This is a genomic window from Glycomyces buryatensis (assembly GCF_004912275.1).
Lineage (GTDB): Bacteria > Actinomycetota > Actinomycetes > Mycobacteriales > Micromonosporaceae > Glycomyces > Glycomyces buryatensis.
In genome coordinates, this window is the sequence record NZ_STGY01000072.1 from 159323 (window position 1) to 173553 (window position 14231).

Annotated in this window: 8 protein-coding genes; 4 read left to right on the forward strand and 4 right to left on the reverse strand. The window is 67.9% G+C overall.

What is annotated here, in order from left to right:
- On the reverse strand, positions 1-941 hold a 941-nt coding region (locus FAB82_RS22005), incomplete at its 3' end, for an alpha/beta hydrolase family protein (RefSeq protein ID WP_211116768.1).
- 232 nt (positions 942-1173) lie between these two features.
- Positions 1174-1983 carry a GH12 family glycosyl hydrolase domain-containing protein gene (locus FAB82_RS22010; protein ID WP_136536704.1) on the reverse strand — a complete coding sequence of 270 codons (810 nt, stop codon included), beginning with the start codon at positions 1981-1983 and terminating at the stop codon, positions 1174-1176.
- Between the two features lie 423 nt (positions 1984-2406).
- On the opposite strand from FAB82_RS22010, the gene FAB82_RS22015 reads away from it, so the two are divergent.
- Together FAB82_RS22015 and FAB82_RS22020 are read left to right on the forward strand one after the other, a co-directional pair.
- Positions 2407-4332 carry a family 43 glycosylhydrolase gene (locus FAB82_RS22015; protein ID WP_211116769.1) on the forward strand — a complete coding sequence of 642 codons (1926 nt, stop codon included), beginning with the start codon at positions 2407-2409 and terminating at the stop codon, positions 4330-4332.
- A gap of 128 nt (positions 4333-4460) precedes the next feature.
- A complete protein-coding gene (locus FAB82_RS22020) occupies positions 4461-5804 on the forward strand; it encodes a right-handed parallel beta-helix repeat-containing protein (protein WP_136536753.1) in 1344 nt (447 codons plus the stop codon).
- A 214-nt stretch (positions 5805-6018) separates the two neighbouring features.
- On the opposite strand, the gene FAB82_RS22025 is transcribed toward FAB82_RS22020, so the two are convergent.
- Together FAB82_RS22025 and FAB82_RS22030 are read right to left on the reverse strand one after the other, a co-directional pair.
- Positions 6019-6894 carry an alpha/beta hydrolase family protein gene (locus FAB82_RS22025; RefSeq protein WP_136536705.1) on the reverse strand — a complete coding sequence of 292 codons (876 nt, stop codon included), beginning with the start codon at positions 6892-6894 and terminating at the stop codon, positions 6019-6021.
- 369 nt (positions 6895-7263) lie between these two features.
- Entirely contained in the window at positions 7264-8166 is a 903-nt protein-coding gene (locus tag FAB82_RS22030; RefSeq protein ID WP_136536706.1) for an AraC family transcriptional regulator, read from the reverse strand.
- 296 nt (positions 8167-8462) lie between these two features.
- On the opposite strand from FAB82_RS22030, the gene FAB82_RS22035 reads away from it, so the two are divergent.
- Together FAB82_RS22035 and FAB82_RS22040 are read left to right on the forward strand one after the other, a co-directional pair.
- On the forward strand, positions 8463-10646 hold the full coding sequence (locus tag FAB82_RS22035) for a family 43 glycosylhydrolase (RefSeq protein ID WP_136536707.1): 2184 nt from the start codon (positions 8463-8465) through the stop codon (positions 10644-10646).
- A gap of 197 nt (positions 10647-10843) precedes the next feature.
- Positions 10844-14212 carry a DUF5107 domain-containing protein gene (locus tag FAB82_RS22040; protein WP_136536708.1) on the forward strand — a complete coding sequence of 1123 codons (3369 nt, stop codon included), beginning with the start codon at positions 10844-10846 and terminating at the stop codon, positions 14210-14212.
- The last annotated feature ends 19 nt before the right edge of the window (positions 14213-14231 follow it).

A 14231-nucleotide genomic window follows, 5' to 3' on the forward strand; every position in this document is an offset into this window, starting at 1 on the left:
ACGGTGGAGATCCCGTCGATATCCGCGTGCTTACCGCTGTGCTGGGCCACGAGCCGGTAGAAACCCGGTTCGCTGGGTGTGTCACCCAGCGCGGACTCCCATCGGGTGTCGGATCCGGCCGCGTCGGCGGGGAGGCGGTCGCGGGCGGCGGTGTCGCCGTACATGGTCCAGCGCGCCCAATCGACGACGGTCTTCCTGAAGCGCTGGTCGTCCCAGAAGCTCGAGTGGCCGCCGCCGAGGAAGGTGAGGAACGCCTTGGGCCAGGTGATCTCGTTGTACGCCTGCCGGCCCGAGGAGTACGGCGTGGTCGGGTCCTGGTCTCCGTGGACGAACAGGACCTTGGCCTCGACCGTGCTGGACGGGGTCCCCATGTCGAGGCACGACTGCGGGTTGGCGGAGATGATGCGGCTGTCGGGCCAGGCGGTGAGCAGGCCGTGGGTGGTCATGCCGCCCATGGAGTGCCCGCAGACGCCGACACCGATGTCGGTGCGGATGCGCCCGGTGAACGGCCCGCTGGTGTTGAGGGCGAGGGTGTTGGAGAGGAGCTGGGAGACGTCACGTGAGGTGTTGCCGCTGTTGACGTCATCAAAGCTGTGCTGGAAGTGCGGGGCGGGAACGATGAAACCCGCCGAGGCCAGGGCCGGGGCGAACGTGGAGTTCTGCGGGTTGCCGCCCAGGCCATGGGTGTAGTTGTACACGGGGAAGACCCCGTCGGCGACCGGAGCGTCCGTGACGGGGGTACCGCCGGGCGTGCCGGTGGCCGGATAGAAGACGTACGTGGTGACCGGGCGGCTGCCCCGGTACCAGTCGTACCGGCGCACGCCCACGGCGAACGGATTCGCGGGAGCGGGATCGGCGAGCGCCTGCCCGGAGCCGAGCAGGGACACGCCCGCGCCGAGGACTCCGGCCGCGCCCAGATTCAGGAAAGTGCGTCGTTGCATTGACATGAGGAATCCTTCTTGGAGGGAGATGGACGGTGAGGGTTTGCATGGAGGGGGTGCGGCCGGTAATGAGTTCTGCCGATTATCGGCAGGTGAGCGGCCATCATGGCGATGACCGCTCCCCTGCTTAACGACGTATCTCGAGTCCAGATCCAGTCGAGCATCAGCGCGCAACAATCACAGGCGGCTGATCGCTTGCGACCCAAGGCGACCGGGACCCGACCGCCCTCCGCTACCGGACGTCGACCCAGTAGCTGTTGGTGTTCAACTGGCCGCTGCCGGTGAAGACTTCGGTGCCGGCCTGGACGCTGGTGAGGTACTTGCTGTTGCTCATCCACCCTCGGTTCACCAGGTTGTTGGTGAAGTCCCGCAGGTCGAAGTTCACCGAGGTGGTGTTCGAGGTGCGGATGAACGAGAACACGTTCCAACCGACGCCGTTCCCCGCGTCGATCCAGCCGCGGTACAGGTCCCAGGTGCCGCCGCCGAGATTGACGGTGGTCTGGTAGGTGCCGGCCGGTCCGGCTCCGCCGATTCGGTAGGGCCAGATCATGATCTCGTCGGTGGGGTTGTTCGACCAGTCGGGATTCGACTGGGGGTGCAACCACAGGTCATAGGCGACGTTCATCGTGCCCGACGCGTTCACGCTGTAGTTCCAGGTGGTCGGGACGCTGCGGTTGTCGCTGAGCCGCACGGGAAGTTCCGTGCCGGGGCGCTGCCAGCCCCAGTGCCAGCCGAGGACGGAGCTGGAGAAGCTCTTGACCGAGTACGCCTGCCCGCTCCACTCCCAGGAGGTTCCCCAGCCAATGGTGTCGCCGGACTGCCAGTTATTCCACGTGCACTGCCATCCCGTGCCGGAGCCGTTGCCCCAGAGGTTGTTGGTGACGTAGTACTTGCCCATTGCGATGGTGGCACCCTTGTCGCAGGTGCTTGCGGCCTGGGCGGGCGAGGCCACGACCAGGGTCGAGGCCAGGGCGATGCAGAACGCGGCGACGATTCCGGTGATCAGGCGTCTGAAGGGCGCCTTTCGTCTCTTGAGGGGCATCTCAGTTCCTTCCGTTGAAGTTCAATCGGGCCGAGGCGAACTCAAGCGAGTTGTTTGTTGGGTCAACTCACAAAACTACGTTATATCGCTAAATTGAGAACTGTCAATGGTTTCGTTGAATTTCGGGGAGTTGTGCCCCATGGCGTCGAGCCCGTCGCGCCAGAGGCACTGCGGCGGCGACCCGCTTCAGGGCCTCGAGGCGGAATTGCGGAGCGACTTGACCGAATATAGACGATTATCTATAGTTTTAAGTGGCTGTATTCGTTACAGTCCCAATTGGAACTGTTGATGCGAAGGCGGCGAACGCGCTGAAGTTCGACGCGCGAGCACGTCACGATCGGTCGGATCGAACCCGGCACACGGCCGACCCGTACGTGGTTCTGCTCGAACCGCTTTCGCGCGACACCAAGCGAAAGGAAGACCATGACACGTGCAACACGTGCGAAACCGAAACGACGGAGGGCGCTGGCCGCCGGAGCATTGTTCGCGCTCGCGGCGGGGTCGCTCGCTGCGATCGGACCAGTCGCCGAGGCACAGGACTCGGGCAGCGGATCCGCCTCGGCCGATCCCCTAGTCGATTTGTCCGCACAGGTGGATCAGTACTCCCCCGCGGACTACACCACCGAATCCTGGGAGTCCTTCGCACCGGCAATGGACGACGCCGCGCAGCTGATCGAAGAGGGAGACGCATCCGATGCGGAACTCTCCGATGCGCGTGACGCGCTCCAGGACGCCGCGGACGAACTAGTGATGGTTCGCGGACTCGACACCCTGGTCGCCGACTACGAAACGCGTGTCCCCACGGAGTACACCGCCGCATCCTGGGAGCCCTTCGCCGAAGCCCTGACCACCGCGGCCGACATCTCCAAGGACGATGCGGCGACCGAGTCCGAGGTTGCGGACGCGAAGACGGAACTGCAGACCGCCGCCTCCGAGTTGGAGCCGCTCCAGGACTCGTTCGAGACGATCACGAACAACACGTTCTGGAACGACACCGACGGCAACCCCATCTACTCTCAGGGCGGCGGGGTCTTCAAGTTCGGCGACACCTACTACTGGTACGGCGTGCACTACCAGGGCGCCGAGTCCTACCGGGAAAACCCGACGCAGAAGTACGACAATGAGGTCAGCTTCGTGTCGATCCCGGTGTACTCGTCGCAGGACCTGGTGAACTGGACGTTCGAGAACGATGTCGCCACGACATCGACCGCCATCGGCGACATGGGCACCATGGGCAACCTCGGCTGGGTCGGACGCCTGGGAGTCTCCTACAACGAGAACACCGGCAAGTACGTGCTGCTCACACAGGCGTGGCACCCCTCGCAGGACCACAGCGTGCTGTTCCTCCAAGGCGACTCGCCGACCGGCGACTTCACCTACGGCAACCACCAGGTGCAGGTGGAGAACTCGCCCACGACGGGCACCGGCGACCAGACCGTGTTCACCGACGAGGACGGGCAGGACTACCTGATCATGTCCAACCGCGAGGGACGCTCGCGGTCCTTCGTCGCCAAGATCAGCGAAGAGGATTCGCTCAGCTTGGAACCGGCCGTGGAGATCGGCCGCCACGGCGACGGCCGCGAGGGCAACGCCATGTTCAAGCTCGACGGCACCTACTACATGTGCGCCTCGGACCTGCACGGGTGGAACACCTCGGTCAACTATTGCATCGACGGCGGCGACGTCCAAGGCGGTTACTCGGACTGGTACACGATGCCGGGCACGGAGATGGACTACAGCCACGTGACCCAGACCGGGTTCTTCGTGACCGTCCAGGGCACCGAGCAGACCACCGTGCTCTATGCCGGGGACCGTTGGGCCGACTTCGCGTGGAACGGCATCGGCTACAACCAGTGGGTGCCGATCACCGACGAGGGCGACGGGCCGCAGTTCCACTCGCTGAGTCAGTGGGAGTTCAACGCCACCACCGGGGAATGGAGGGTCGGGCCGGAGAACAACTACATTCTCAACCCCGACTTCCAGGCCGACCGGGTCGAAGTCTCCGAGTTGCGGGGGTGGACCAACACCGGCGGCTCGGTGAGCAATGTCGAGGGCGGTGCCAACGGCAGCCGCTTCGCGTTGCAGGTCAGCGGCGGTGGCACGCAGCAGGAGATCGAGGTGCCCGAAGGCTCCTACACCCTGGCCCTATCGGCCAGGGGCGATGGGGGCCAGCTGGTGGTCACCGACGCCGACGGCAACGAGAACGTCCTGGAGGTCCCCTCCTCCGGCGACTGGTCCGAGCACGAGCTGACCGACATCGCCCTGCCCGCAGGGGCCGTCACCGTGACGGTCGAGTCCTCGGGCAGCTTCGCCGTCGACCAGCTCTCGCTCGCCCAGCCGGGCGAGTAACCGATTGAGAGCCGCTGCCCGCCGCCTGATCCGCGCGGCGGGCAGCGCGGCCCTCGGGGTGCCCGCCGCGGCCGGCACCCCCACGGCCCCAAGCCAATCCCGAACCACTCTAGAGATCGGAGTGCATGATGAGACCTACCCAGATCGTGGCGCGCGCCCTCCTCGTCACGGCCGTCGTGGCGAGCCCCATCGCCATCGTCGCCGGTTCAACGGGCGTGAGCAACGCACAGGACGGGGACGCCTACTACGTCGCCCCGGACGGCAGCGACAGCGCTGCGGGGACGGAAGCCGAGCCCTGGGCGTCGATCGCCCATGCCCAGTCGGTCGCCGAGGCAGGGGACACGGTGTACTTCCGTGACGGCACCTACGCCTATACCGAGGCAGAGGGGAACTGCGGCAGCCAGACCGACCGGGTCAACGCGATCACGCTCGACAAGAGCGGCAGTGAAGACGAGCCCATCAACTACTGGGCCTATCCGGAGGAGACACCGGTCTTCGACTTCTCCGGCATGACCGACGACTGCCGGATCAAGGGCATCAGCGTCACCGGGGACTCGATCCACCTCAAGGGGCTGGAGGTCACCGGTGTGCCGCAGAACAACGACCAGAACGCCGAGTCCTGGGGCATCTGGGTCTCAGGCAGCGGCAACACCTTCGAGCAGCTCGACATCCACCACATCATGGGGACCGGCCTGTTCATCGACAGCGGGGGCGGCAACCTCGTCCTCAACACGGATTCGCACGAGAATTTCGACGAGCGCAGCACCGACGGTCCCGGGGAGAACGCCGACGGGTTCGGTTCGCACTACACCCCGGCCGGGAGCGGGGAGAACGTGTTCAGCGGCTGCCGCGCGTGGTGGAACGGCGATGACGGGTTCGACCTCATCAGCACCTATTCGCCGGTGACCATTGAGAACTCGTGGGCGTGGCTGAACGGGTACGAGCCGGGAACGACCAACAGCGCCGGCAACGGCGCCGGCTTCAAGATCGGCGGATTCGGCGCCGATTGGGAGGACGGCGCCCCCGCGCACACCGTCACGGGCTCGGTGGCGTTCGACAACAAGGCTCAGGGCTTCTACGCCAACCACCACCCGGTCGCCAGCGAGTTCTTCAACAACACCGGTTATAACAACGGCACCAACTTCAGCATGCGGGGCATCGACGAAGGCGGCAATGCCGTCGGCCGGGGCACGTTGCGCAACAACATCGCCTACACCGGCACCGCGACCGATTACATGGACGGCACGGACTCCGAGTACAACTCGTGGGACCTGGGCGTCGAGATTTCGGACGCCGACTTCCAGAGCGTGTCGACCGAAGGCTGGGACGCGCCCCGCGGCGAGGACGGCAACCTTCCCGAACTGCCGCACCTCCGCCTGGCCGAGGACAGCGCCCTCATCGATGCGGGCACCGACGTGGGACTGCCCTACGAGGGGGCGGCGCCGGACCTCGGCGCCTTCGAATCCCCCTAGCGGCGACAGCATTCAGCGGGAGCCCGCTTCGTTCGCGAAGCGGGCTCCCGCCGCATCCGGGCGATCAACCTCGATATCGGGGATGGACCCGGATGGTGAGGGGCGCAGCCGCCCGGCACTCTCGACTGCGCCCCGGGCTGTCGGAACGGTCGGATGAGCGGGCCCCTTGTCGCCCGCCGGGCCGGTCCGGCGGGCGACAAGGGGCGGGCCCGCCCTATTCCTCGACGAACTCCCAGTTGGTGTCGTCGCCGGCCGCGTCCTCTTCGAGGCGGTCCTTGGCTTCGGTGTCGTCGTAGAGGCCCCACAGTGCCCAGTCCACCACCGTGTTGGGGAACCGGTCGTCGCTCCAGAAGCTGGTGTGGTTCCCGCCTTCGAAGGTGAGGAACGCCTTCGGGGCGGACATCTCCTCATAGGCCTGCCGGGCCGAGGAGTACTCGGTGGTGGGGTCCTGGTCGCCGTGGACGAACAGGACCTTGGCCGAGACCGAGTCGGAGGGGTCGCCCATGTCCACGCAGGACTGCGGGTTCGCGGACGTGACCCGCTCATCCGGCCAGGCGGTCAGCAGCCCGTGGGTGGTCATGCCGCCCAGGGAGTGGCCCGAGACCCCGACGCCGGGGGTGTCGTCGATGTGGCCGGCCAGCGGATCGTCGGCCTCGTTCAGGGCGAGGGTCTGGGTGATGATCTCCGAGACGTCCATCGACATGTCGCCGCTGTAGACGTCGTCGAAGTTGTATTCGAAGTGCGGGCCGGGGACGATGAAGCCCGCCGCGGCCAGCGGCCGGATGATGAACTCCGAGCCCTGCGGGCTGGCGCCATAGCCGTGGGTGAAGTTGTAGACCGGGAAGGCACCGTCGGCGACGGGGGCGTCCTCGACCGGATCGCCGCCGGCGTCGCCGGTGGCCGGGTAGTAGACGAAGGTGGTGCACGGGCGCCCGTCCCGTTCCCAGTCGTACCGGCGCACGCCCACGGCGTGCTGCTGCTGGGTGGTCGCGGGGTCCGCGAGCGCATTTCCGCCGCCGAGCAGGTACCCGCCCGCGCCCAGCGCTGCGGCGGTACTCAGACCCAGGAATGTACGTCGTTGAATTGCCATGATGGCTCCTTGTCGTGAGAGTGGATTCGAGTGACCGCACAGCTGCGGGACCGGGGGTCCGCCGCCGGTGCGGCCTGTCCTGCGCGTCGCAGGTGGGGTGTATTGAGAAGAGATGCCTTCGGGGTCGGCCGGGTCCGTGCCCTGCTCGTGCGGGCTGCACTGGCCGAAGTCGACTGCGCCCCTGAGATGCCGGGAGATCAGTGGCGCGTCCTCGCTCCGTCAGGTGTTGCCTCCGTTTCAGGTCGGACTGTGCACGTTCATCGAGCACCTAATATAGGTATATATCGATACAATGTCAATAGATTCATTTCGAACCATTTTGCGGGTGTTCAGGCGTCCACGCGGGGGCGGCCGAACCCCCGCACTCCTCTAGGTTCCCGAGGGTCGAATTCGGTACATGGTCGGGGTCATGCCGTGGATTCGGGTGAACTGGCGCGAGAAGTACATCGGATCGCCGTAGCAGGTTTCGCGTGCGACGGCGGCGACCGACAGGTCGGTGCCGTCGAGCAACTCACGGGCACGCGTCATGCGCAGCTGCACCTGGAACTGGAGCGGGGTGACGCCGAGGCGTTCGCGGAAGAGCGCATTGAGCTGCGAAGGGCTCAGTCCGACCATCGAGGCCAGCGCGGTGACGGAGGTGCGGTGCGGCGAGGTGGCCCGCAGGTGCTCGGCGGCGCGTTCGAGCGGGCTCATGTCCGACCCGGGCCCGCGCCGCCCGGTGGCGATCACCTGCGTGAGCGCGTGCCAGGCGGCGCCGGTGGCCTGGATCGACGCCGACGTGGTGATGCCGGAGTCGAGCGCGTCAATGACCTGCGAGACCAGGCTCGCCACCGGCGCCGGGTCCCTGAGGTGCGTCACCGGGCCGCCTGTCGCGGCGTGCGCGGTCCGGACCAGGTCGGCGGCATCGACGCCCGTGAAGTGGAACCACCACAGCGTCCACGGGTCGTCCTCGGTCGCACCGTAGGCGTGCGGTCGGTCTGCCGGGAGCACCACCGTGCCGCCCCGGGACACGGCGAACCGGGTGTCGCCGATCCGGCACCACCCCGTGCCGTCAGTGCAGACCAGGAGGAGGTGCTCGCGCGCGCCGCGGGGGCGCTCGCGGCCGTGGCGGGCGGCGTGCGGGAAATAGCCGGCGTCGGTGACCGTCAGCTTCGCGGTCACCGGGTGCCTCAGTGCGTTCGCGACCGCCTCGCGCGGGACCACGAGCATCCGCTGCCCGGTGAAACCGTCCCGGATCATGCCAAGGCCGTCCATGACCGTGCTTTCGTCCATACCCACCAGTGAAATGACCATCGACAGGCATGTCAAGTGCTCGTAGGGTCGATTGCAAGTCATTCGAGCCGTTTGGGAACGCCTTGTCCGAACCCTCCGGCCCCGACTGACGATGCGACCGCCTCACGATCTCACCCGGCACTGCGATCGTGAACGACTGGCGCGCCCCCGGTGCCCGGGACTCCCCTCACGAGTCCCGGACGCCGAGTGGCCGCCCGTGTTCATGTACCGGCGTCGGTGACAGTGCTGTCTCAGCCTGTCCCGCTGCCGGGCGATATCGAGTGAGAGGCAAGACCATGACCCTCATTGCCCGCAGATCTCCACGCCGATGGGGACCCCTCGTCGCCGCGGCGTTGTTCGCCTTGGCCTTGGCCGGGCCCGCGGCTTCCGGATCCGCCGCCGAGGACGAAAGCCCGGCGCAGACTGAGGTCCAAGCCGCTGCCGCCGACTTGACCACCGCCGATGGCCTCGAGACGATGGTCTCGGACTACGAGACGCGTGTCCCCACGGAGTACACGACCGAATCCTGGGAGCCCTTCGCCGAAGCCCTGACCACCGCGGCCGACATCTCCGAGGACGATGCGGCGACCGAGTCCGAGGTCGCGGACGCGAAGACGGAACTGCAGACCGCCGCCTCGGAGCTGGAAGTCCTCCAGTCGACGTTCGAGACCATCACCAACAACACCTTCTGGAGGGACACCGCCGGCAACCCCATCTACTCCCAGGGCGGCGGGGTCTTCAAGTTCGGCGACACCTACTACTGGTACGGCGTGCACTACCGCGGCGCCGAGTCCTACCTGGCCAACCCGACGCAGAAGTACGACAACCAGGTCAGCTTCAGGTCGATCCCGGTGTACTCCTCGCAGGACCTGGTGAACTGGAAGTTCGAGAACAACGTCGCCACGACCTCGACGGGACTCGGCAACCTGGGCGGCACCATGGGCAACGCCGGCTGGATCGGGCGCCTGGGTGTCTCCTACAACGAGAACACCGGCAAGTACGTCCTCCCGGTGCAGATGTGGCGCCCCTCGCACGACCACGGCGTGCTGTTCCTGCAGGGCAACTCGCCCACCGGCAATTTCACTTTCGGCAACTTCCAGAGGCAGGTCACGAACTCGCCGACGACCGGTACCGGCGACCAGACCGTCTTCACCGACGAGGACGGGCAGGACTACCTGATCTTCTCCAACCGCGAGGGCCGCTCCCGAGCGTTCGTCTCCAAGCTCCGTGCGTCCGACTCGCTCTATGCGGAGCCGGCGGTCGAGATCGGCCGCAATGGCGACGGCCGCGAGGGCAACGCGATGTTCAAGCTCGACGGCAAGTACCACATGTGCGCCTCGGACCTGCACGGCTGGAACACCTCGGTCAACTACTGCCTCGACTCCACTCAGGGCAGGGTCCAGGGCGACTACACGGGCTACTACACGATGCCGGGCACCCAGATGGACTACAGCCACGTGACCCAGACCGGGTTCTTCGTGACCGTCAAAGGGACGCAGCAGGAAACGGTGCTCTACGCGGGCGACCGCTGGGCCGATTTCGCGTGGAACGGGATCGGCTACAACCAGTGGGTGCCGATCACGAAGGAGGGCACCGGGATCCGCTTCCACTCGATGAGCCAGTGGCAGTTCAACGCGACGACCGGTGAATTCCGCGTCGCACCCGGCAACAACTACATCCTCAACCCCGACATCCAGGCCGACCGGATCATCGTCTCGAACGTGGTCGGGTGGACCAGGACCGGTTCCGGCGGCGTTACCAACGTCAACGGCGGGGCGAACGGGAGCCGCTTCGCGCTGCAGGTGAGCAACGGGTCCGGCGTCCGGCAGCAGATGCAGGTGCCCTCGGGCACCTACACGCTCGGCCTGTACACCAAGGGCTCCGGCCGGGTGACCGTCACCGGCGCCGACGGCCAGGTGCACACCCTCAACGTCCCGTCGTCGAGCGGCTGGTCCAAGCGCGAGCTCACCGGCATCACGCTGCCGGCCGGGACCGCCACGGTAACCGTCAATGGCGGGAGCGGCAACCTCACCGCCGACCAGTTCTCGCTCGTCAGGCAGGGCGGGGACGATCCCGGTCCGGGGGACGCGACGCGCTATGAGGCCGAGGGCTCCGGGGCAACCTGCACCGGCACCATCGACTCCAACCACTCGGGCTATTCCGGGACCGGATTCTGCAACGGCGACAACACCGACAGCGCCTATGCCGAGTTCACCGTGCAGGCGTCGGCCGCCGGGACGGCGACCCTGGACCTCCGGTTCGCCAACGGCAGCAGCGCCGGACGCCCGGCCGACCTGATCGTGAACGGAACCAGGGTCGAGACGGCCTCGTTCGCGTCCACCGGTTCGTGGACGGGCTGGTCCACGCAGACCGTCACCGTCCAACTGGTCGCGGGCGCCAACACCATCCGATTGGACCCGACCACCGCGAACGGTCTGCCCAACATCGATTACCTCGACGTCGCGCAGGCGAGCGGCTAGGGGTTCGTAACCACCCCCTAACCACTGCCGGAGGCTGCGGGGAGGCGGATTCGACTCCGTCTCCCTCGCGGTCTCCCGGATCAACCGGTCGAATCCTCCCCCATTTCTCCAACATCACGGGTCTGCCGCTGTTTCGTCCATGTCCTTCAGAGAAATGACCATCGACAGGCACGTCAGGCGTTCGTAAGGTCGAGTGCATGTCATCCGAGCCGACGAGAATCGTCCTACCCGAAGCCCCGGCCCCGCTCACCGGCACGCCGGTGAAGGCTTGGCGCGAGGCGGTCTCGATCGATACCTACGCGCCGGACGACCCCGACCGCTACCCGGCCTATCTCGACCAGCGCGTCTACCAGGGCTCCTCCGGCGCGGTCTATCCGCTGCCGTTCATCGACGCGGTCGCCCGCGAGAAGGCGTCGCGTCATTGGGATCCGATCCACCTCGAGAACGAGTACGTGCGGCTGATGATCCTCCCCGAACTCGGCGGCAGAATCCACATCGGACTCGACAAGACGCGCGGCTACGACTTCTTCTACCGCAACGACGTCATCAAGCCCGCGCTCGTGGGTCTGGCGGGCCCCTGGGTCTCCGGCGGCGTCGAGTTCAACTGGCCCCAGCACCACCGCCCTGCCACCCATCTGCCCGTCGAGACCGCGATCGAGCATGGGGACGACGGCGCGGTCACCGTCTGGTGCTCCGACCACGATCCGTTCGCCCGCATGCAGGGCATGCACGGCATCCGCCTGCGTCCGAAAAGCGCGCTGGTGGAGCTGCGCGGCCACCTGGTGAACCGGTCGGCGGAGGTCCAGACCTTCCTGTGGTGGGCGAACGCGGCGGCCGAATCCCACGACGACTACCAGTCGTTCTTCCCCACGGATGTGCATGTGGTCGCCGACCACGCCAAGCGCGCCACCGCGACCTTCCCCGCGGCCGACGGCCGCTACTACGGGGTGGACTATCCGGCCCGCCGCACTCCTGAGCGCCCCGACGGCGACCGGCTCGACTGGTACCGCAACATCCCCGTCCCGACCTCTTACATGTGTCTGGGCACTGAGGACGACTTCTTCGGCGGCTACGACCATGCCGCGCGTGCCGGGTTCGTCTACTGGGCCGACCACCGCACCGCCCCCGGCAAGAAGCAGTGGACCTGGGGCAACGCCCCCTTCGGCCGGGCCTGGGACGCCCACCTCACCGACGACAACGGGCCCTATGTGGAACTGATGGCCGGAGTGTTCACCGACAACCAGCCCGACTTCGCGTTCCTTGCACCCGGCGAGACGAAGACGTTCTCGCAGTACTGGTACCCGATCCAGGACACCGGCCCCGTCCACCAGGCCACACTCGACGCCGCCGTCCGCCTCGACGTCGGCACCACCGTAGGCGGCACGCACGCCCGGATCGCCGCAGCAGTCACCGCCCCGCGCCCAGGTGCTCGCGTGGTGCTGCGCGTCGGCGGCAGAGTGATGCACGAAGCGGTCGTCGATCTGGCTCCCGGTGATCCGTATGTCCGCGAGGTCCGCTTGCACGAGGTCGCCGATCCCCACGAATGTGAACTCGTTGTCGTGCACCGCAATGCGGTGCTGGTCTCCTGGCGTCCCCGCCCCGAACCCGCGAAGCCGCCTGCCGCTGAGTCCGCGACCGAGCCGCCCGCGCCGGCCGATATCGATTCGGTCGACGAGCTGTACCTCACCGGCCTGCACCTCGATCAGTACCGGCACGCCACCCGCAGGCCCGAGCCGTACTGGGAGGAGGCCCTGCGCCGCGATCCCGGTGACGCCCGGTGCAACACGGCGCTGGCCGGGCGGCTGGCCCGCGCGGGACGACTTGCCGAGGCCGAGGAGCACCTGCGCACGGCCATCGCCCGGCTGACGCGCCGCAACCCGAATCCCCGCGACGGCGAGTCGCACTACCTGCTCGGCCTCGTCCTCGCTCGCCAGGGCCGCCACGCCGACGCCAAGGCGGCGTTCGGAAAGGCCCTGTGGGATCGGGCTTGGGCCGACGCCGCCACGGTCGCCTCGGCGCGCGTCGCTCTCGCAGCCGGGCGCGATGCGGACGCTGAGGCCGATCTCGCCGTGCTGCTCGAGCGCTGCCCGGGTCACACGCAGGCCCGCAATCTCATGGCGGTGGCGGTCCTGCGGCGCGGAGACCGGGTTCGTGCGGCCGCGATCGTGCGGGAGACCCTGCGGGGCAACCCACTCGACGCCTGGGCCCGCGATCTGGCCCACCGGCTCGGCTCCGACGCCCAGCCCACCACCGACCCGACGATCGCCATGGATGTCGCCCTCGAATACCGCTCGATCCGCGAGGATGCGTTCGCGCTCGGCCTCTTCGACACCGCCGCGCAGCTCGTATCCGCTTCCGGCCAGGTCAATGTCGCCCCGCTCGCCTGGCTCCACCGCGCCGACCTCGAGTTCGAACGCGGGGACGAGACCGCCGCCGACCTTGCACTGCAACAGATCCACGACCTCGACCGCACCTGGTGCTTCCCCTCGGCCGCCGACAATGACGCCCTGGCGCGCCTGCGCGAGCGCCGCCCCGACGACGCCATCCTCGCCGGCCTCGCCGGGCACTGGCTCTACGCCGCCAACCGCCGCCACGAAGCGATCGCCGCCTGGGAGGCGGCCGCCACCACCGGCGACCCGGTCGTCCTGCGCAACCTCGGCGTCGCCGCCCACAACGTCCAAGGCGATCCCGAGCGCGCCGCCCACTGGTACGGGCGCGCCCGCGCCGCCGCACCCGACGACGCCAGGCTCCTCTACGAGTCCGACCAGCTCGACGCCCGCCGCGGCATCTCCCCCGAACGCCGCCTCGCGGTCCTGGAGGGACGCCGCGACCTGGTCGGGCTCCGCGACGACCTGTCGGTGCAGCTCGCCGAACTCCTCACCGCCGCAAGACGTCCGAGCGAGGCGATCGACGTGCTGGCGGGCCGCGACTTCCAGCCCTGGGAAGGCGGCGAAGGCCGCGTCCTCGCCGCCTGGGAAGCGGCCCACCTCGCCCTCGCCCGCGACGCCCTCACCGCAGGCGATGCCCACCGCGCCGTGGTCCACGCCCGGGCCGCGCTCGACCCCGCCCCGAATCTCGGGGAGGCCCGCCACCTGCTGGCCAACACCGCCGACCTCCACCTGTTGCTCGGCGACGCGTTGGCGGCCATGGAGGATCCCGTCGCCGCCCGGGACGCATGGGAGCAGGCCGCCGCCCAGCAGGGCGACTTCCAGACCATGCAAGTCCAGGCCCACTCCGAGCACACCGCCGCCGCCGTCACCGCGCTGCGGCGCCTGGGCAAGACCGACGCCGCGCAGGCGCTGCGCGACGACCTCGCCCGCTACATCGAGGAACAGGACCGGACCGAGGCCCGGATCGACTACTTCGCCACCTCACTGCCGACCATGCTGCTGTTCACCGTCGACATCCAGGCCGCCCACGACACCCGGGTCCGGGTGCTGCGGGCGCAGCTCGCGCACCTGGACGGCGCCTTCGACCGCGCTGCGGCCCTTGCCGATGCCGTGCTCGAGCGCGACCCGCTCAACGGCGCCGCCCGCGCCATCGCCGCACCGACCCCGACCCGTTGACCACCTCACGTTCGCAAAG